Origin of the sequence: Rhizobium sp. CC1099, from assembly GCF_029714385.1 — a bacterium.
In the GTDB taxonomy this organism is placed as follows: domain Bacteria; phylum Pseudomonadota; class Alphaproteobacteria; order Rhizobiales; family Rhizobiaceae; genus Rhizobium.
The window spans coordinates 72,810-93,489 of record NZ_CP121643.1; the positions used below are offsets into that span (position 1 = coordinate 72,810).

General features: G+C 60.0%; 15 protein-coding genes. 6 read left to right on the forward strand and 9 right to left on the reverse strand.

The window, feature by feature from the left end; genetic code table 11:
• Window positions 1–185: 185 nt before the first annotated feature.
• The 4 genes from QA644_RS33760 to QA644_RS33775 form a co-directional block, all read right to left on the reverse strand.
• On the reverse strand, window positions 186–1,535 hold the full coding sequence (locus QA644_RS33760; protein ID WP_283074269.1) for an MBL fold metallo-hydrolase: 1,350 nt from the start codon (window positions 1,533–1,535) through the stop codon (window positions 186–188).
• The gene (locus QA644_RS33765; RefSeq protein WP_283074270.1) at window positions 1,532–3,631 is read right to left on the reverse strand and encodes a S8 family serine peptidase; all 2,100 of its coding nucleotides are present in this window, start codon (window positions 3,629–3,631) and stop codon (window positions 1,532–1,534) included. Before QA644_RS33765 ends, QA644_RS33760 begins: the two co-directional genes overlap by 4 nt.
• 65 nt (window positions 3,632–3,696) lie before the next feature.
• Window positions 3,697–4,968, reverse strand: coding sequence for a hypothetical protein (locus tag QA644_RS33770; RefSeq protein WP_283074271.1), 1,272 nt, complete (start codon window positions 4,966–4,968; stop codon window positions 3,697–3,699).
• Between the two features lie 112 nt (window positions 4,969–5,080).
• Window positions 5,081–5,992 carry a hypothetical protein gene (locus tag QA644_RS33775; protein WP_283074272.1) on the reverse strand — a complete coding sequence of 304 codons (912 nt, stop codon included), beginning with the start codon at window positions 5,990–5,992 and terminating at the stop codon, window positions 5,081–5,083.
• A 657-nt stretch (window positions 5,993–6,649) separates the two neighbouring features.
• Between QA644_RS33775 and QA644_RS33780 the strand changes: the two genes are divergently transcribed.
• From QA644_RS33780 to QA644_RS35305, 3 genes are all read left to right on the forward strand, one after another.
• Window positions 6,650–7,126, forward strand: coding sequence for a hypothetical protein (locus QA644_RS33780; RefSeq protein ID WP_283074273.1), 477 nt, complete (start codon window positions 6,650–6,652; stop codon window positions 7,124–7,126).
• Complete coding sequence (locus QA644_RS33785; RefSeq protein ID WP_283074274.1) at window positions 7,107–8,897, forward strand: hypothetical protein; 1,791 nt, start codon at window positions 7,107–7,109, stop codon at window positions 8,895–8,897. Before QA644_RS33780 ends, QA644_RS33785 begins: the two co-directional genes overlap by 20 nt.
• A gap of 263 nt (window positions 8,898–9,160) precedes the next feature.
• On the forward strand, window positions 9,161–9,418 hold the full coding sequence (locus tag QA644_RS35305) for a hypothetical protein (RefSeq protein WP_349254151.1): 258 nt from the start codon (window positions 9,161–9,163) through the stop codon (window positions 9,416–9,418).
• Here the strand turns inward: QA644_RS35305 and QA644_RS33795 are convergent.
• Window positions 9,382–9,732, reverse strand: a complete 351-nt coding sequence (locus QA644_RS33795) for a hypothetical protein (RefSeq protein WP_283074371.1) — start codon at window positions 9,730–9,732, stop codon at window positions 9,382–9,384. The two genes, QA644_RS35305 and QA644_RS33795, sit on opposite strands and share 37 nt — an antisense overlap.
• A 257-nt stretch (window positions 9,733–9,989) precedes the next feature.
• A complete protein-coding gene (locus QA644_RS33800; RefSeq protein ID WP_283074275.1) occupies window positions 9,990–11,441 on the reverse strand; it encodes a CHAD domain-containing protein in 1,452 nt (483 codons plus the stop codon).
• A 94-nt stretch (window positions 11,442–11,535) separates the two neighbouring features.
• On the opposite strand from QA644_RS33800, the gene QA644_RS33805 reads away from it, so the two are divergent.
• Complete coding sequence (locus tag QA644_RS33805) at window positions 11,536–11,967, forward strand: NUDIX hydrolase (protein WP_283074276.1); 432 nt, start codon at window positions 11,536–11,538, stop codon at window positions 11,965–11,967.
• A gap of 672 nt (window positions 11,968–12,639) precedes the next feature.
• Here QA644_RS33805 and QA644_RS33810 read toward each other — a convergent pair.
• From QA644_RS33810 to QA644_RS33820, 3 genes are all read right to left on the reverse strand, one after another.
• The gene (locus tag QA644_RS33810; RefSeq protein WP_283074277.1) at window positions 12,640–14,103 is read right to left on the reverse strand and encodes an efflux transporter outer membrane subunit; all 1,464 of its coding nucleotides are present in this window, start codon (window positions 14,101–14,103) and stop codon (window positions 12,640–12,642) included.
• A gap of 103 nt (window positions 14,104–14,206) precedes the next feature.
• Entirely contained in the window at window positions 14,207–15,496 is a 1,290-nt protein-coding gene (locus QA644_RS33815; RefSeq protein WP_283074278.1) for an ATP-binding protein, read from the reverse strand.
• Between the two features lie 2 nt (window positions 15,497–15,498).
• Window positions 15,499–16,185 (reverse strand): response regulator, encoded by a 687-nt coding sequence (locus QA644_RS33820; RefSeq protein WP_283074279.1) that lies wholly within the window; start codon window positions 16,183–16,185, stop codon window positions 15,499–15,501.
• A 232-nt stretch (window positions 16,186–16,417) separates the two neighbouring features.
• On the opposite strand from QA644_RS33820, the gene QA644_RS33825 reads away from it, so the two are divergent.
• Both QA644_RS33825 and QA644_RS33830 read left to right on the forward strand, forming a co-directional pair.
• A complete protein-coding gene (locus QA644_RS33825) occupies window positions 16,418–17,491 on the forward strand; it encodes an efflux RND transporter periplasmic adaptor subunit (protein WP_283074280.1) in 1,074 nt (357 codons plus the stop codon).
• Window positions 17,491–20,643 (forward strand): efflux RND transporter permease subunit, encoded by a 3,153-nt coding sequence (locus QA644_RS33830; RefSeq protein ID WP_283074281.1) that lies wholly within the window; start codon window positions 17,491–17,493, stop codon window positions 20,641–20,643. The genes QA644_RS33825 and QA644_RS33830 overlap by 1 nt, the downstream gene beginning before the upstream one ends.
• The last annotated feature ends 37 nt before the right edge of the window (window positions 20,644–20,680 follow it).

The window sequence follows — 20,680 nt, forward strand, 5'->3', positions numbered from 1 at the left end:
AGGCGGTGCGCCTGTTCGAATCCCTTCAGGAGGCTATCCGTAGCAGTGATTACCGAACTATCCCGCAGATCCCGGGTCAAAATTTGCTCGCTGGTTGTAGACGGAAGTTGTGCAATCGAATCGCTTGGGCGATCCGGCGCAGATTCCGGCCAGCTAACTTGCGTTTACTTCGTGGCGTTGTCCGTTCACACCTCCAGCCCGACAGGAGAGGCTCTCAGATATTTCAGCTTCAGCCGGCCGTTGCTCGCCTGCTTGGCTTTTGCGAGCTTCTGTTCGACTACTGTAAAGTGGGCGATGCACTTGGCGAGCTTGTCCGATGGTGCGCCTTTCTTGGCGATGTGAGCCGCCTGTTGTTTCTCCAGATAATCGGTGCTGCAGTTCAACCAGATGGTGAATGGATGGCCGGCTTGCGGGTTTGGCGAGAGTTGCTCGGCCGCGCCCAAGCGCGAGTCGAGAAGCACTTCGAGGACACGAAGGTCAGGGTTCTCGTGCTCGCCATTGGCGCAGATCAGGTAGTTATCGGCGGTGATGCGCTTAACGAAGGAGCGGTCGAGATTGTGTTCGGAGCCATGGTGCTGGAGCTTCAGCACATCGACATGCAATCCGGACCCATCGACGAGGCGGCCATGATGGGTGAGGCCGGCAAGGACATCATCGGAATGGCCGTCGCCGGTCAGGACGACGCGCGTGACGCCACCGCCGGCCTTGGGCTCCTCGAGCAACAGCATGAGGGAGGCAAGATTGGGCTCTGTGACGCTCTTTCTTTTGCCCAGCTCGTCATCAATGGAGACGCCGAAGCCGGGCGGAAGGGGGCCCTCGTTGTCCTCGAGCCAGGCCTCGAGTTTGTCGACGCTGCCGGCATTTTCGGAGTTGGCCAGCCAGTTCTTCCAGTATTTGCGGAGGATTTCGAGATCCTTCTTGGATGGACCGATGACGCGGATGGCAAGGTCGCTGGCGGGGTTGAGGCTGATTACCTCCTGGCCGCGGACCATGGCGAGCAGATTGCCAAACTCACCGTTGAGCGGAATGTTCAGCTGGTCGGCGGCGATGCGGCGGGACACTTTGATTGCCTCGGGGATGGAGTTCGCGACGCTTCGAAAGGCATCTGCGAGCCGAAGCAGCGACGGGTTGATCGAACTGGAAAGCGTGTTGGCGCGGGCAGCGAGAACGCTGCCGATTGCCTCGGATTCGTCGACCATGGCCTTAAACGCATTGTGCCAGATGCGTTTGATCTTCGGAGGCCTTTTGAAGGGCGGTTTGGTGGCTGGTTGGCCGTTGGTTTGCTTGTGGTCGAAGACGCGCCACTGCACAGTATCTTCGAGCAACTGCAGTACGCCGGCGATATGATCCTGATCGACATGTGAGACATAGACGAGGTCGAGGTCCTTGCCGGTTTCTTCCGCCCATTTGCCGAGGAAGCCGCGCACCGCCGAGGTGTAGGATCCCGGCATCCCGCCATCGGCGAGGATGCTGATGGCGCCGGATTCGATCAACAGGCAATCGCCCTTCTCGGACGGTAGGAGCGTGATTTTCATGATGCGGTCCTCGGGGGGCGTCGTGTCGTGAGGGCTTTTTGGGGAGCGCCATGGCGGGGCGCAGGAACCGCGGCGACTGGCGCTGCAGCAGTTGGCGCAGTGGGCTTCTTCAACTCGGTGCGGATGAGCGCGAGGGAGGCTTCGTCGACACAGGCCCGCGGAGAAATCACGCCAAACCCCAAATCGTGCACCCACTGATAGGTGGCACCCGGCAGGGGCTGTGCAGTGGCCTTGATGATGCCGAGGACCTGGGCGGCTGTGAGCGTCGGATTGGCGGCGAACATCAGGCCGATCACACCGGCGACAAAGGGACTGGCCATGCTCGTGCCGGTCATTTCGATCCAAGGATTGTCTGGATCGCCGAAGCCGTTGGCGGCGACGATCTCAGTGCCGGGAGCCGTGATGTCGGGCTTCAACCGGCCATCGCGGGTCGGGCCTTGGCTCGAGGTGATGTGGGCGCGTCGCTTCAGTTCATCGAGATTGGCGACCGAGACGATACGCTGACCGCAGGCCAGCGCGCTGACGGAGGAGCTGTCGACATGCGAGGCGTCGGTGAAGAACGAGGGCCAAAAAAAGTTTCCGTCACCCAGATCGGCGGGATCGTCGCGCTCGATCCAGGCATGGAAGGTGCCTTCTCGGATAACCAGACCGTGCAGCCGAACCTGCCAGACGCCGGCAGGGATACCGATGATCAGGTCCTTGCCGAAGAACGGCGTCAGGTAGGCGGCGATGTAGTTGGCACCGTTGGTCGGGTGATGCAGTTCGTTATAGATGCTGATCAGCGTCCTGTCTGGCAACTGGTGGTTCTCGATGAACTGTCCCGGCAAGACGGGGCCGATCCAGTCTCCATCGGGCGGCCGGATGCTGATGGCTAAGCGATCCTGTGGCTCATACCAGATTTCGAGCTCATTCTCCGATGCGTCCTTGATCTTGTCGCCGACGACCTGCCATTCGAGGATGTGATCAAGGCCCTGGGCGTCAATTTTGCCGCTCGCGTGAATCCGACCCATCATGTAGCCGAGATCGTCCGGAGCCTCGGGTCGTTCCTGCCCGGCATTGCCGGCGGCGATGCAGATCGAACGGCCGGGCTCCGACAGCAAGACGTCGATCCAGCGGTCGAGGATGCTCGAGCCGTCATGGGCGTGGCCGTTCGTTCCGAGACTGATGTTGATTGAGATGGGGCGCTCACCGGCGAGATCGAGCAGGTAGTAGACGGCGTCGAGCAGGGAAGTCGAATCGTAGAACGAGGTGCGTCGGTCGATCTCGTCTTCTGGCAGCGCGATCAGCACTGCCGCGATTTCGGCGGCGCTGCAGAGACCGCTGTTGCCGGCAGCGATGGAGGCGACGTGGGTTCCGTGCGAGCCCACGACCATCTGCGATTGCGGCTCGAGATCATGCGGCGAGACGCCTATTTTGGCGGCGTCGGTCAGTGCGGATTGCATGTCCGCGGCGGAGATCACCCGGCCGCGCTTCAGGCCCTTGCGATTGCGGCCAACCTTGGCGCCCTGATCCCAAATACTGACAAAGCGCGATTTCCCTTGGACGAGGAAATCCGGGTGGGCCCAGTCGAAGCCCTCGACATCGATGATCCCGATCAGCATCCCCTTGCCATCCCCTAGTTCGTCCGGGGGGACGCCCTGGACGCGGCGAGCAGGAGCGGCGCTGCCGGCACTGCCCTTGATCGGCCGGGGCAGCTTGAGGGCATCGGCCGGTTCGATAAAGATCGTGCTGGGCTCGCGGGCGAGATTGTAGATTTCATCAAACGTCATCGTGCGGGTCGCCATGCCACGCAGTGTCTGCTGGCCAGGCACGGGTGGCAGTGAATCGGTGGAGCGGACTAAAACGCTGACCTCGACGGCCTCCCGTTGCGCCTGCACGTCGATCCCGTGTTTTTTGACGGTGCCGCTGGGCGGGGTGGGGTCAGGTGCAATGGCCGTCGCGAGTGGCGGCGTGGAGGCCGCGAGTTCAACGCTGTCTACCCGCAGCGCCGGCTGTACCTCAGATTTGGCGGAACTGACGTCCGCGTTACAATTGGCGAACATCCGCAATTTGGGATGCTGGTTTCGCAGTACGACGTTCTGCCAATTGTCACTCATCGCATCCCCCTCGAATATCTGGGTACAACAGACGCTGTGGTTGCCGGATCAATGCACGCGGCCGCTCAGAATATGATCGTTTCACCCTGCCGATCGGCCTGTGTCTTGCTGTAGGTAACGAGATGGTTCGTCGAACCCGCCCGGTCGACGAGCCGGATTTCGCCGCCCCTATTCGACAGTTGGACGGAATTGCGCGGCAACAGGATGGTCGTCGCCATGCCGGGCGCGAGGGTCACCTCCTTGATGCCGAAGCGGTTGCTCATCTTGTCGACGAGGAACCAGCCGTCGAGCGAGATCGTGTCGATGCCGGTATTGACGAGCGTCACGGTTTCCTTGCCCTCGTCGTGGCCCATCGGATTGACCAGTGCGGCGACGATCTTGACGGCGCCGCTGACGACCCGCGGCGTCTCTCTTGGCATTCCTTCGCCCGTGCCGCCGAAAGGCCGTTCGCCGGCCGGCCCGAGATAGACCGGATAGAACGTGCGGACAAACCGCTGGCTCTGATCGAGGAAGAGCTTCATGTCATAGCGGGCGCCATTGATCACCGCTTCCTTCGGTGCACGGGCGCCGCGATGGGCCCGCACCGCTCCTATGGCCATCAAGCCTTCGACGCTGCAGCCGACGAAGAAGCCGCCGATCGGTTTCGTCAGCGGCCGGGTCGTGCCAGCGTCGTAGTCGGGTGCATTCCAACGATACGAGATCGTCACGGATTCCGGGAAGTGCTCCTGTCCATCCTTGTATTCTCCACGCAGGTAGACGATCCGATCGTCCCGGAAACCGGGGAAGCTGTTGCGGTCGATGTGCAAGGCGAGGCCGTCATCGAGGTGATACTTGTACCAGAAGTGATAGCCCTGAACCTTCGGTCCCTCCTGCTCGCCAACGAAGACGTGCTCGAAGCCGGAGAGGTCGCGGTCACCGCTTTGGGAGAAGCGGCGGAACCATTGCTCGGTCAGCGTCGCATACCAGCGGTCGCGCGAGATCGGCGTGCCGGTTTCCTCGGAGATATAGGCGCGCGCGACCTGCATCGGCGCCGTGTCGACGATGGCCTCTAGGAGTTCGTGCACCTCGGCACGCTCTTCCGGCGTTTCGACCTCGACATCGCGCTCGTCGAGCGCGTAGTTGTCGAACAGAGCCCGGACCAGATGATAGGTCTTCATCTTGTTGTCCGGAATCCGCACTTCGGAAAGGACCTTGAGATCGCCGGGGGGACTTTCCAGGCTATCGGTATTGTCCACTCTGACATAACCTGTTTCCGGCGCGTCGCCAGCCCCGGCCAGGATGGCTTTCACGCCATTGCCGCTTTGGTCGGCGTCCCAGATCTGCTGATAGATATCCATGCCCGTTCTCCTCCGTCAAAAAAGTCTGTTCGGGTACTCTATCGACGCGAACTCATAAGCTGATGACAGGTGCCGTGCCCCCGGGGCGGCGGCGTGGCTCACGAGCCCTTGTCTATTCCACGGGCCTTCCGCATCCCTTAGGCAACGCCAGCGAAGTCTTGCTGGAGTGCTCGGTGTTCACCCAGCCACCGAGCCCTTGCATGCCGATGAAAAGGTCGAGCGCGCGTCGCGCCGCCCTGCCGGGCATGTCGCCGCGGACGGTGGTGCACTTAAAGGATATTTCCGCAACTGTGGGGCGGACATGGTCCGAGCCGAAGAACCACAATGTAAGCGCGAACTCTCCGACGATTTCAGCGCTGAGCTTGACGCTCGGACCCTCCAGGACGAGCTCGCGAACGGTCGGACCGCCGATCAATCCTGTTTGCGTGGCAGGTCGTGCACCCGAGCTTGCGACAATGTCGAGAACGGTTGGAAACATGAGACTGAGATCGGCCAGCGTCTGGGAGGAGGTCGTCCATTCCACCTTCTGGGTCGTGGAGCGGGCGAAACGGCTGCGGATCGATCGCTTCTCCGGTACGACGACCGATCGCCTGTTTGGCTTCGGATCGTCGACCTCGAGGGGAGCTATGTCCTCCTCGAACGTGGTTTGGACTTTTCGTCCATTCCCCGGCAAGGCGGTGGAGGCCACGACGAAGAGGTCCGGCGTCCGCAGCTTGAGCGTGATTTTCGGCCTTGCGCCGGCTCGGGCTTCATCTTCAACGGGCAGGCGCTCTCGTAATGCAAGGTCGGCCCGGGTGAGAGCACAGTCCGGGGTATCCCAAAAGCGGACAATGCGTTCGGTTCGCATGTCGAACCGACCCGCGTGGCGTGGTTCCCCACCACTGCGCAACCCGAGCCGCGCGTCGATAAGCGGCTTCAGATGCTCTTGCCAGAAGATGTCGGCGACGGTGTCTGCAGGTGCCTCCAGGAACCGTTTAGGGTTCACGAGGAGCTTGTATTCGCGCGCGTCCAGTTCATGCCGCATGATCCGGGTCCCCCGTCGGAGCGTTGCAAACCTGAAATTTCACCCGTTCTTAAATTTTGCCCTACAGACTTTTTTCCAGGTGCTGCTACGTTCGGTAGAAGAGAGCGAGCAACCGTCGTACTATGACTGACGAGGGACATTACCTCACCAATTCACCGCTTTTGTCTCATCGCGCCGAGAAAAAACCTTGCGTTCCTTTTTCGCGCGGGTGTCGCTGCTTATCATTGGCATTTGTCAGCGAACACACAGTCTCCGGGTTGACCATTGCCTGGATAGCAACAAAGAGCATTTGAACTGCATTCATGTCTGCCCGCAACCGTGTCGCAAAACTGGCCACAACTCGTAGTTCCACCGGGGCAATAGGGATCCCCTTGGGCACGCTGCACCTGAGACATATTCAGTGGGATCCGATCAGGTGCAATCATAAAGACAAGCTTGGGTGAGGTAGCCCACTCTCTTGAGTCTGTGGCCGACACCCCCGATGCCACCGCCGCTAATAGGAAAACTGATACCAAAAGTTTCATGGTCGTATCTCCCCATCTACGCAACATTAAGTTACATTAGTATTCTCAGAAAGACAACTGGGACCCGAAGTCGACCCGAGGCCTCGCATTACGAAGCAGAAGGCACTCCTGTAGCAATAGTGGAGGGACAAGCATGAAAGACGACGACAAATTCGCGATGTGGCTCGCAGGGGCGACGCTCCGAAGCGCCCATCGAGAGATAGACGCTCTCTCCTTGGATGATCTTGCTCGACAAGCTCAACACAGTGGCGATCTTGAAAGCGAGCTAGATGCAATGCGCCGCTTTGATCGTAGGGGTGGAGATTTCGGCGCCGAAATCATCGGTGCTGTCGTAATCCCAATTCTCATTGAAGCAGGTAAACAACTCTGGGCAGCCTATTTGAAAAAACTCACGGACAAGGCCGCGGGCAAATTGGCAGACGTGACCGCAGAAGAGGTGAGCGCGTTCATAAAGCAACATTGGTCAACGCCTGGTGACGACAGCAGAGCATTGTATGAGACGATCCTCGAAGCAGAAGCGGCCAAGCAAGGTCTTTCGCAATCACAAACGGAGGGACTGATAGCAGCGCTGAACCAGCCGGCAATGGCCAATGAAGTTACCAAGGACTGATGCAGCGCGTTGTTCAGAGGTGGACGCCGCATCCAACGCTCTTGTCGAAGCCTCTTCAATCGAGATCGCAGCACAAACCGTCCTGCTGTGGCTGGTCGTTCTGCCGACGGGCATCGTCCTCGTCCCAGCAACGCTGCTTGCCCTCTGCCTGTATATTGTAGCCAACTTGATGGGGGAGCTTTCGGCCAACCTGCAATGGATTGGCAGTTGGGCCGAGAGCAAGTGGTCGACCCTCTTGGTTGCGAGCGGCATCGTTTCACTGAGTGTTAGCGGCGCGCAGTTCTTTATGTGTCGCAGTTCAGAATATTTCTCAAGGGAACGTCGTTTGCACCCGCTGAGTGGTCGACAAGGAGAGGCGTTGAACCAAATAGTTGCAGAACTTTGGCGTCTCTTACCCAAGAAGCGCCAAAACCCACCGCTCGTAATGTGGTTTTCAAACTTCAATGTCTTGGCCAGCGCGAGTGAGAGTGGTGCTTCTCGGGCAATCCAAGTGAGTTCCGCGCTTTGGGAGCGCGCAGTGCGGCGTGATGCCGTGGCAATCGGGATTCTAGCACACGAGATGGCTCATTTGGCTTTTCGCGACGGACGACGTCTGCGACCCATGGAAAGCATCGTGGCGGCTGCGCGTCTGGTGTTGAACATAACAAAGGCCGGTGTGGTTACAACGGCGGTCGTGGCAGGAATCGTGTTTGCAGTGGAGTCCAGCGGCGCCCAAATGAATTCCCTGCCCTGGCGTGAGGTATCTGTTGTCGCCTTCGCCGCGCTCGTACTGCTGATCCCCTCCCTCGCAAACCTAATCATTCGGCGACAGGCGGCGCTAATTACGGCACTCATAGAAATTCGCGCTGATGCAGTCGCAGGCATTTGGACGAATGGGCTCGCCGGTTTTGCGCGTTCTCTTGCTCAAGATCCCGACGTCAAAAGTTCCTCACTCGCTGAAATTCGCCACTCCATCCTTTCGCCCGATTTGACGCACGTATCCAATTCGGAGCGGGTTGCTCTCCTGAACGACACTGCAAGGTTAGCCACGCCGAAACTCCGTTATTTCGCACTGTCGCTCGCACTGCCATTTCTGCTTCCGTTAAATCCATACACCCCCCTGCTTGCGGGAGGCGCGTTTGATCACATGCTTGTCTCCGCTGTCGTCGTCGTGGCCCACGTCACGACCGTCGGCATGACCGTGTCCGCCGCGCTTTCACAATGCGCGCCTCTCTCTTGGCGCACGACGACCTGGCTAGCGGTCTTTCTTTGCCTTGCAAGTACGCTTCCGCGCATCAACCTCTACCAGATTGGCTACCTACTCACTCATCTGGCCACCGCGATAGCGTCGCCAGGCGGCTTTGGCTCAGACCCGTTAACGTGGGAAAGCATTGTAGGCGACACTGCAATCGCGTTCTGCGGTCTTTGGGAGAGTTTCGTGGACGCATCAGGTGGATTTCTGTTCGTGCTGGCGATGGCGTGTTCCGCAGCCAGTTTGCGAGCGCAATCGGCGCTCGCGCGGCGGCAAGCATCAGAGCCGGGCTCACGGTTAGGCAAGTGGACCTGGGTTGCGCCTGCAATTGCCTCTGGAATTGTAGCGTTCGTATCTACCTATGATGAATGGCGCTCTCCTGAAGTATGGCCCTTCGTTTTAGGCGCCGATTGGTTTGCTGCAACGAGTTCTGTGCCATGGGCGCGCCTTTGCGCTCCCGAACTAGCCAGCATGGTCGTTCTTGTCTTGCAGGTGGTTGGCGTGCGAGTATTCGTAAATCGTCGTAATCACACTCGATGAACGAATTGCTTTTTCCGTGCGAAGTGACGTTCGCTGGTGCTTCGAAAAGTTCCAAAAAAACTCTCTGTACGCTTAGCAATGATCTCAGGACCGGATTCGAGCGATGCGGTTACGGACTGCTCACGAAAGAAGTGCATTGCCCCGGCCTATTGGAGGTCTATCCTGGGGTCAGAACAAGATGGGGTGGTTGCCGTCCTCCCCTAACGGCATCGCAATGTGCCAAGATGATGTGGTGTAGGCCACAGGACGGAGAAGACGGCAAGATGAAGGATACGATGATCGGGGTGGATCTGGCAAAGAGTGTTTTCCAGTTGCACGGGGCGTTGGTGACAGGCGATGTGAAATTCCGCAAGTTTGTTTCGATTGCCGGTCCGAAAGTCGAAACCGCCTATGTTTTGAGCCTTGTCCTGTCGGTTGCCGTCATGGGGCTGTTCTTTGTCTTCTTCCTCTATTCGCGCTGGGGGCTTGCCATGCGGGCGACGGCTTACAGCCAGCAGGTATCGCAATCGCTGAGGACATAGAACGGTGCGACCGAATACATGTTGCCGATATGCAGGTACTGACCGTCCACGAACTCCGCCAGGTTTTCCAATAAGCCGATTGTCAGTCCACCGACTACGTCAGAGGTCATGTCGTCGCCGTCGCCGACCGGGTCCTGTATGTAGAAACTACCATCCCGCAGTTGCGTGACGACTCCCTCAAAGCGAACCATTCTGCCGTCAAGCGGCGAAGAATGGCCCGCACCCTGGATTTCAGGAATTGTGGTCGATTGAGATGCCAATGCCGCAGATGGCAGGACAGCCAGCGCCCCTACCAGTAGCTCGCGAATTCTCATGATGCCGCCCCTCCCTTGAACGATCGAAGGTTCCCATGCTTACGCAATTCTCGCGAGTGTGATTAGTTATTGCACGTCGTCGGCTCGTCTGAACCATGCCTCACGCGATAAAGGTGCAGACGCAGGATTTCCGACGACGCTGACAATCATGTGCAGCTCTTGCACGCGAGCACTGTTCGATAATAGCGTGGGCAACGGGTTCCGAAGCCTCCCTGTCCGAAATAACGCTAGGATTTCTTTGATTCACGAAGCTGGGTTCATTTCCAAAACCGCTTTGCATCGATGACCTCGTCCAGTGCGATCTGGGCGGCATCGATCAGACTCGACTTGTCCGCGTGCGAAACCATGCTGTCCCGAGCCGGATGATCGGAAAGACCGAGCTTTTCCAGAACGTCGGGGCCGGTCACCAGATCGTTCAGCGCACCGAGCTCATCTTGTAGACTCTCCATCAAGGCGATAAACTTTTCATGGCGACGCTCACCGCGCTTGTCGTCGAACAAAGCGGCGAAGAATTCGGCTGCGTAGCGAAACTTCTTTGCATCCTTGCGTGCCTCGTGACGATGCTCATCGTCGATCTCCGCAAGCGCCTGCCCGTGCTTCTTCAACTTCTTGCGCATTCGCTGCAGTGCCGAGCGGGCAAAGTCTGCCGCCGGCTGTTCTCGGATCTCGGCGGTTTGAACGAGCGATAAGTATCCGCCGCACCGGAGCCACTCGTTGAAGTCGAGCATGAGAGCCCGCGCGCGGCTCGACGTGAGAGCTGCAATAGCGTCGTCGTAAGCCTTTTCCCTTGCGTCATCTAGGCGGGAGCGCATATCGGCATCGTTAGCCTTCGGCAGCAGGACATCGACGTTTCGGGCTTCACCAAGCACCTGCGCCAGCCATCGGAACTCATCCTTCAGCCGCTGTGGCTCGTCCCCGGGCAGCATCGGCTTGTAAATCGAGAAGGCGGAGCGAAGGCGCCGGATAGCGACACGAGCCTGGTGGAGGGCCTCCGGGTTGCGATGTCGCAGCAGAATATCTTCGTTGAGGCGGAAATGCCGGAAACACGATTCGGCAATCGTTTGGAAGGAGGTGCTGGCACGCATACTCTTTTCGAGGTGAAGGCGTTCGGCTTTGTAAACCAATCGCTCGGCGTCGATCAGTGCAAATCCGCGTTCCGCCTTCGACCGCACGCCGAATCGGAAAGGCGCGGTGGCGTCAAGTTTTCGGGCAAAGATGAACAGGCGCGCGGGATCGCCGTCTTTGAGTTCGAGTTCGACCTCTCGGACGGACATTCGCCGCTCCCCGGAGACCACCTCGCCCTGATCGACTGCAACCTCGATCTTCGAATGCTGTTCGTCGAAATTCCAGATGCGACGCTCGATCTCAACGTCGAACTTCGGCACGAGAACGATGTCCGTACCGAACTCGTTTTCAATCGGGCTGAAATGATCGAGGACAGGCTGGCCCCGATCCACCGGTGTCTCCCATTCCGACCGGGCAAACAGCGACGCGCTTTCCCCGGTGGCCTTTACTGTCTGGACGAGACTATTTCCGGTCTTCCGGATGCGGAGTGTGAAGCCGCGGTCGAATAGTTTTCGATCTGTCGTATCGAAATATGTCGAGGTTTGCTGAAGGATGCTCGTCGGTTCGCCAAGCAGCCCGGACCCAAGAGCGTCCTCGACAGCGCCGGGAGCGAGTTCCAGCTTAAGTTCGATCTCTTCAGCCAATATTCCCTCCTGCTCGTTCGCTTGATAATGCACCGGACGTTCGGATGGTTGATGTTTACACTACAAGGATATTTTATCGCATGGAAGGATATGCATGACCACGCTAGCCACTGACCGGCGCGACACGGCTCTCGACGTTCAGCAGGCGGGCGCCATCTGTTGGCGGCACAACAAGAAGGAGCGGCTCGAGGTCCTTCTTGTCGGAAGCAAGCGCAACGGCCGATGGGGTGTGCCAAAGGGTCACGTTGATCCTGGCGAGACCTCAGATACGGCCGCAGCTCGGGAGGCATTCGAGGAAGCCGGCGTATCCGGTTCGGTAGAGCGAACTGTGTTCGGCTCGTTCGAGTATAGAAAGGAAGGCAGTCTGAACACCTACCGTGTCACGGTGCACCTGCTTCAGGTCACCGAGCTTGCCGACACCTATCCCGAAAAGGCCATTCGCAAGAGCCGCTGGTTTCCCATCAAGTCAGCCGCGAGAAATGCCTCACAACCGGGTTTGAGAACTTTATTGAGGCAGCTTGGTTGAGTGACCCAATTACAGTCGTGTTTTCAACACAAGGATTGTTTGTAGGACGTCCCATAGGCATTGCTGATGAGCGCTGGAATGCGCATCGCTCACTTTCGCAGTGCGCCCAGTCGGAAATAGAAGATTAGATCGCTAATCGTCGGTTTCGCGCCCTCACGACCGCCTTTCGAGCGTTTCGGCCCTGGGGTCCCAAAGTAGCCATTTGCTGTAATGGTATCGAAGACTGGGGGAACAGTTTTTTGGCTCAACGCTCAATGGGGTAGCTATCGGGAACTGAGTCATAACTACCCATCTCCGAGGTACGGGTGATCAAGCGGACCAGGGCTCGTTGTATTGCCGGGTCTGTAATGGGACCATGCCACGTCGCATTATGTATCACCCGTCAATCGCGTCCGACATCACGCGGGCAGCGACATGTTCGGCCGGGTTGGAATGGCGTTTCCGGTAGGTGGCGACGGCCGTAATAGGAGAGATATTCAATTTCGAATTTGCTGTTAGGGTTCCGATACATGGGAGCTTCGTCTAGCAGGACACGATGTAGGCCCGGATATACACTATGGGCTGCGACCACGGCCCGCACCAGTTGCGCCGAACGCTGAGTCTCATTCTGCTCAACTCGACATCGTCGAGTTCGCCGGAGGCCGCGAGACGGAAGAGATCAGCCAGCCACGTTCAGAATCTGACGCTGCTAATGGAGGCAGGTTTCCACGAGGCGGCCGACCCTTGCCTGAGATAACCCGCACCGATGGCAACGTAGAGGTCGACATAGTCCTTCGCGACCTGCTGCACGGTGGCGGCGAGGCTTTCCTGGGCGTCGGAGACCGAGCGTTGCGCATCCAGGACGTCGAGCAGGGACGAGGCGCCATCCTTGTAACTCGCCGTCGAAAGCGCCAGCGACTCCTGCGCCGTCCCTACCTGCCTGCGCAATGGTTTGAGCGTCTGCGTATCGCGACGAACGGCCGTCAGCGCGTTTTCCACCTCTTCCACGCCGTTCAGCACCGCCGCCTTCCAGGCGAGATATTGAGTCCGGGCATCGGATTTTTCGATATCAACATTTGCCCGCAACGTGCCACCATCGAAGATCGGCAGGTTGAGCGATGGCCCGAACGACCAGCTGGTCAGACTTCCGCCGCTGGCACCCGACGATTTGACCCAGCTCGGCGAGATCGAACCGGACAAGGTGATCGATGGATAGAGCTGGGCTTCGGCCGCGCCGATATCGGCAACGGCCGCCGCCAGCTCGCGTTCGGCCTTGCGGATATCGGGACGGTTGCGGATGAGGTCGGCCGGGATGCCAGCGCGGATGTCGCCGCGGAAGACCGGCTGGCCGGCGCTCTTCTGCAGCTCCTCCATCAGCGAAGACGCCGGCATCCCGATGAGCGTGGCGATATGATGGGCCGATTCCGTGAAGCTCTGCTGGAGGCCTGGAATTTCCGACTTCGTCGACTGCACCAGGCCCTCGGCCTGAACGACATCGAGGCGGGAGGCCGCACCAGCTTTCAACTGCAGCTGCGTGAGTTCATACGTCTGCTGGCGGGATTTCAAACTCGCCTGCGACAGCGCGATGCGCTCCTGGTAGTAGCGGGCGTCGATATAGCTCTCGACAAGGTCCTTGAGGAAGGTGAGCTTGGCATTGTCGGCCGTTGCATAGGCGGCCCCGAGCGAGGCGATTGCACTTTCCCTGGAGCGACGATACTGGCCGAAAATGTCGAGCAGCCAGGAAAGGCTGGCTTCGCCGCCTGATGTGTTGGTGGTGCCGACGCTCGTGCGCAGCCGCCCCTTCTCCCCGGACACCGTATGCGATGCGCCGACACTCAGGCTCGGCAGGCCGCTGGCGCCGGCGACGGTGACATTGGCCGAAGCCGCGTTGATGTTTTCGAGCGCCTGCAGCACGTCGAGGTTCTCTCTGAGGCCAAGGGCCACCAGACCGTCGAGCCGCTTGTCACGATAGGCCGTCCACCACTCGGCCGTCACGACATTGCCGTTGCTCTTGTTGCCCCCCTCTTCGAATTTGGCCGGAAGCGGCATTTGCGGGGGAACGTGATCCGGGCCGCTGACGCAGCCTGCCAGAAGAAGTGTCAGTGCGGATGCGGCGTAGCGGAGGGATGATAGTCTTGTGCGAAGCGACGTACTCACGGGCGAGCCTTCTGAACCGGGATCGTGGGTTCAGGCTTAGCGACACCAGCGTTAATGGCGGTTAAGAAACTGTAAAGTTAGGTAAAACCCGCCGTCATCGAGATCAGCTTTCATCGCCGCCCGCGCCATAGGACGTCGGTCTTCTCGGAAGCTCCAGCGTGATGGCCAGGCCGCCGGCCTCGGGCAATGACGCGTGCACGCGCCCGCCGTGGCGCTCGATAGCCTGCCGGGTAATGGCGAGGCCCAGGCCGTATCCGCCTCTCGGCACGGCATCCTTCCCGCGGGAAAAGGGCTGGAAGATGCGTTCGAGTTCGTCGCGCCCGACACCCGGTCCCTGATCCGCCACGCGGATCGTGAGACGTTTGGTCGTCGCCTCGCAGGACACCGATATGTGCGAATGCTCCGCCGTATGTTTGACGGCATTGCGGACGACGTTTTCGAGCGCCCTGTAGATCAGCTCGCCTTCGACCTCGGCACGGAATATGCCGTCGACGCCCGTCGTGATCGAGACCTCCCGCGCCTGGGCTTCGAACGCCGCGTCGCCCAAGATTTCGTTGAGGAGTTCGATGACATCAAGGGTCTGCGTCTTCAGCGGCAGGCTGGATCCCGCTGTCAGCCTGGCAAGTGTCAAGACCTCGCCTACCAGCGTATCGAGCCGTTCGACCTCACGGTCCATACGATCCAGCATGGAGCCGAGTTTGGCCGGGCTCTGCCTAAGGACGCCCACGGCTGCCTGCAGCCGGGACAAAGGCGAGCGCAGCTCATGGGAGACGTCATGGAACAGCCTCTGCTGCGCATCCTGAAGCTCCTGAAGCCGGGTGGCGCTCGCATCGAAATCGTAGGCAAGGGCGGTCACTTCATCCTTTCGCCCGGCCATCTTATCGCCGATGCGAAAGTCGAAACGGCCATGGGCGAGCGCGCTCAGGCCGTCGCGCAGATGCACGACAGGACGAATGAGGTATCGCGCCAGCGCGCCGGCCGCGATCGTGCTGGCGACCAGGATGGTGAGCCACGGTAGGAATGGGCCAAGGCTGTCGAAGGTGGAACCGGCCGGAGCCGACACGGAAAGCCGATAGCAGACTCCATCCTTCAGCACGGATCGGGTGGTGACCGTGTTCTTCTCAGCGCAGGCATCGGCCTCGGCAGGATTCGACAGGGTCAGGCCAAGCGGTTGCGTCTTTTCGCTTGTGGTCACGAAACGCGCAGCTGCCGCTTCGCCGTCCTCAGCCAAAATATTTGCAGTCAGGTTGAGCACAAGCGTCCGCCGCTCATGTTCCAGCTCGCTTGCGAAGGGAACCGCCTGAAGGAGTTTGACGATCAGGATAATGGCAGCAAGGCTTGCGGCCAGAGTCAGCCAGATGATCCTGAAGAATTTCCAGAAAAGCCGGGGCATGGTCAGTCCACAAGAAGTTGATAGCCCTGGCCGCGAACGGACTGTATCCAGGATTGCCCATCCTCCCGCAGCCCGAGCTTCTGGCGAACGCTGCTGATGTGGACGTCGATGCGGCGATCGAACGGCGTGAGCGGCTTGCCGAAGGCCCGCTTCGAAATCTCCTGCTTCGACACCAGCTGGCCGGCGCTGCGGGCGAGGACTTCGAGCAGGCTGAATTCGGTGCCGGTCAGCTCCAAGGTCTCGCCGCGCCATTCGGCGCTTCTATTACCGGAATGGATCACGAGTTGCCCCGCCCTGATCGTCTCGGTCGACACACCCGCCGCCGCCTGGCCCGCGCGGCGCAGGATGGCGCGCAGCCGCGCCGCCAGTTCGCCCGGCGAGCAGGGTTTCGGCACGTAATCGTCGGCGCCGAGATTGAGGCCCGATATCCTGTCCACGTCATCGCCTCTTGCGGTCAGCATCAGCACGGGGACCTGGCTCAGCTTCCTGATCCGCTGCAGCACCTCGATCCCGTTCATCCGCGGCATCATGATGTCGAGCACGATGATATCGACCGTATTGCCGGCAGCCGCAGCAATGGCGGCGCGCCCGTCCGTATCCGTTGCGACTTCATATCCTTCCTCGACCAGATATTCCTGCAGAAGCGTCGTCAGCTCGGCATCGTCGTCGATGAGGAGAACCTTGTTCATTCACGTTGTCCGTCATTAATCCCGGTCAGCCATACAGCACAAACACAGCCACGCGACTGAGTTTTACCTAACTTAACACTAACTTGACCGCACTTAACGTTCGCACCGTTACTTATCCGGCCATGACATCGACACACGCCGGGATCGGATTGCCACGACATGAGCCGCAATCCTTCTCGCGCCGGCGCGGATCGGGAAAGACGCAGACACCTTTCCCGCTAGGAGTACATCATTGAGAAAATCATCCAGAGTACTTGCCACCGCTCTTGTTGCGGCAGTGCTTGTCTTACCTCTGCGCAATGCAGCGGCGGAACAGGCTGCTTCGACAGCGCTCACCGTTTCTCTGACGGTGCCGGCGCAGCGGAACTGGCCTGAAACCGTTCCCGCGAGCGGTTGGCTTAAACCATGGCAGGAAGCGATCATCGCCTCCGAAACGAGCGGCCTGCGCATCACCGATGTCCTGGTCGATGTCGGCTCCGTGGTCACGAAGGGACAGACGCTCGTCCGGCTTTCCCAGGAAAGTGTGCTCGCCGATCTTCGCAAGCAGGAGGCGGCCATCGAGACCGCCAAGGCCAATCTTTCCAAGGCCAAGGCCAATGCCGACCGCGCGCGGCAACTGCGCCCTTCGGGTGCCCTTTCCGACGAGAAGATCGTCGAATATCTGGCCGACGAGCAGACGGCGACGGCCAGTCTTTCGTCCGAAGAAGCTGCACTCGACAGCGAGAAGATCAAGCTTGCGCAGACGACCATCACCGCGGTCGACGATGGCGTCATAACTTCGCGTTCCGCCAATCTCGGCGCTGTCGTTTCTACGGGCACCGAGCTGTTCCGCATGGTGCGCCAGCAGCGGATCGAATGGCAGGCTGAGGTTTCCGCCCGCTACCTCCCGCGCATTTCCGAAGGCTTGAGCGTCGAGATCAACGGGCCGGACGGCCAGGCCATGGAAGGCAAGGTAAGGCTTGTCGGACCGACGGTCAGCACCGATACCAGCCGGGCGATCGTCTATGTCACCCTTCCAGCCGACATGCGCCCGCGCACCGGGCTTTACGTGACCGGCAACATCGAACTGCAGACCTCCCCGGCGCTGACCGTTCCCGAAACGGCGATCGTGTTCCGGGACGGCATCAGCTACGTCTTCACATCAGGCGGGGACCAACGCGTGCAAAGGATCCGTGTGGAAACCGGTCGCCGCAACGATGGCGAGGTGGAAATCGTCTCCGGACTGGACCGCTCCTCGAAAGTAGTGAGCTCCGGCGGCGCGTTCCTGTCGGACAACGACCTCGTAAAGATCGCGGAGACAAACTGATGAACTTCTCAGCATGGTCGATCCGCAACCCCGTACCGGCGATATTGCTGTTCGTGATGCTTGCCGTCGGCGGGCTCCTGGCCTTCAAGCAGTTGCCGATCCAGAACTTCCCCGATATGGACCTTCCGACGATCAGCGTCACCGCAACGCTCGACGGCGCAGCACCGACGCAGCTCGAGACGGAGGTCGCCCGCACCATCGAGGATAGTCTCGCCTCGCTCAGCTATCTCGACCACATCACTACGACCATTACGGATGGTACCGTCTCGATCAAGGTCTCCTTCGAGCTTGAGAAAGATAGCGAAACGGCCCTGAACGAAGTCCGCAACGCCGTCGACAGCGTCAAAGGCGATCTGCCGGCGCAGATGGAAAGCCCAAGCGTCACCAAGGTCACGGTACAGAGCTCCGCGCTCGTCACCTATGCCATCCGCTCGACCACTCTCAACGAGACTGAACTTTCCTGGTTTGTCGACAATGATCTGACCAAGGCGCTGCTATCGGTGCCCGGGGTCGGGCAAGTCAACCGTATCGGTGGGATCGACCGTGAGGTTCATGTGGATCTCGACCCCGCGACGATGGTGTCCCTTGGTGTCACTGCGGCAACCGTGTCATCGCAGCTGAAGGCCGTGCAGGCGGATACGTCAGGCGGGCTTGGCGAAATCGGCGGCACCCGTCAGACCTTGCGCACGCTCGGCGCCCTGCCATCTGTCGAGGCGCTGAAGGCGCTCAGGATTCCGCTGGCGAACGGCCAGCAGGTTCGCCTCGACGAGGTAGCATCCGTGACCGACAGTTTCGCCGAACGATCCTCGATGGCCTATCTCGACGGCAAACCGGTGGTCGCGGTCGAGATCAAGCGCTCGAACGGGTTTTCGGACAGCGGTGTCGCTGACGACGTGGACACAGCGATCAAGCAGTTTGCCTCCAAGCATTCCAACGTGCAGATCGAAGACGCCTACAGCACGATCGGACCGATCATCGAGAATTACAATGGTTCGATGCACATGCTGTACGAGGGTGCGATCCTGGCGATCATCGTCGTCTGGCTCTTCCTTCGGGACTGGCGGGCAACGATCCTATCGGCCGTGGCGCTGCCTTTGTCTGTCATACCGACCTTCCTCGTCATGTACCTCTGCGGCTTCAGCCTGAATATCATCACGTTGCTTGCGCTGTCGCTCGTGGTCGGCATCCTCGTCGACGACGCCATCGTCGAAATCGAGAACATCGCCCGCCATCTGCAGATGGGAAAGCGGCCGCTCGATGCCGCCCTCGAAGCCGCCAACGAGATCGGGCTTGCCGTCATCGCAACCACCTTCACGCTGGTCGCAGTCTTCCTTCCAACCGCATTCATGAGCGGCATTCCGGGACTTCTGTTCCGCCAGTTCGGGATCACCACCGCCGTCGCCGTCCTCGCCTCGCTGGTCGTCGCGCGCCTGCTGACGCCGATGATGGCCGCCTATTTCATGAAGGCCCATCCTAAGGAGGAAAAGGACGGCCGTATCATGCGCGCCTATATGGCAGTCGTGAAAGCCGCCATGAACCGCCGGAAAACGACGTTCGCCGTGACCGCCATCGTCGTCGCCCTTTCGCTTTCCACCATTCCCCTGCTGAAATCGGGCTTCCTGCCCGCTTCCGACGACGCGCGAACCCAGATTACGCTCACCATGCAGCCAGGCGCCACGATCGAGCAGACCGACGACGCGGCGAGGAAGGCAGCCGATATCGTTGGCAAACTCAATGATGTCACGCGTGTCTTTTCCTCCGTCGGCTCCGCATCCTCGGGCGGCGGCCCCGACAGCAACACGACGAGCGATGTCGGCTCCGCCACGATCGTCGCCGTCTTGTCGCCCATCGGCGATCGCGATCGCAAGCAGTCGGAAATCGAAAACGACATGCGCCAGGCGCTCTCCATCCTCCCCGGTGTACGCGTGGAGGTCGGCAGCGGCGGCAACGGCACGAAACTCGATATCACGCTGGCGAGCGACGATGCGAATGTCCTCGACAGCGCCAGCACGGCGCTCGAGGAACAGCTCCGCACGCTGCAGGGTATCGGAGCAGTGACGTCGACCGCGGCGAGGCAGGCGCCCGAAATCCAGATCACGCCCGATTTTGCCCATGCAGCAGCGCTCGGCGTGACGTCGAGCTCAATCGCCGAAGCCGTGCGCGTGGCGACGAATGGAGAATATTCGGCCGACCTGCCGAAGCTCAACCTGCCGCAGCGCCAGATTCCGATCGTCGTCCGCTTCAGCCCCGAGACGCGCACCAATCTGGACGACATCAAGAGCATGCGGGTGGCGGGCACGAACGGCAATGTCGATCTCGGATCGATCGCCGATGTGAAGATCGGCGGCAGCCCTTCCGAAATCGACCGCATCGACCGGATGCGCAATGTCACCCTTTCCGTCGAACTCAACGGCCGCATCCTCGGCGACGTCAATCGCGAGGCACAGGCTCTGCCGGCGCTCCAGCATCTGCCGTCGGGCGTCACCCTCGTCGAGCAGGGCGAACTTCAGCGCAGCTCAGAACTGTTCCAGAGCTTCGCTCTTGCCATGGCGATCGGCGTGTTCTGCATCTACGCGGTTCTGGTTCTGCTCTTTCATGACTTCCTGCAGCCATTGACCATCCTGATGGCTTTGCCGCTCTCGCTCGGTGGCGCGCTGGTGCCGCTGGTGATGACGGGAACCAGTTTCTCGATGGCGGCGGTCATCGGGCTGCTCATGCTCATGGGTGTGGTGACGAAGAACTCCATCCTTCTCGTCGAATACGCGATCATGTCACGCCGTCAGGGCATGTCCCGGTTCGACGCCCTCGTGGATGCCTGCCATAAGCGCGCGCGGCCCATCGTCATGACCACCATCGCCATGGCATCTGGCATGCTTCCGGTCGCTCTCAGCCTGACAGGGGGAGATTCCAGTTTCCGGCAGCCGATGGCGATCGTGGTGATCGGCGGGGTGATATTGTCGACGCTGCTCAGCCTCGTCGTCATCCCTGTCATCTTCACCTTCATCGACGACCTACATGAGGCGCTCAAACGCCTCCTGCACCGCACCGGCCCGAATTCGGACACCGCCGTCGAAGAACCGCATGCATCCAACGATCACGCAGCGATCGCCTTCAAGCCCGAGCTTTTGAAGCGAGGGCAAGGTCAGCGATGATCCCTTCTCGGCGAGCAATTGGTCAGATGGTTTTGCG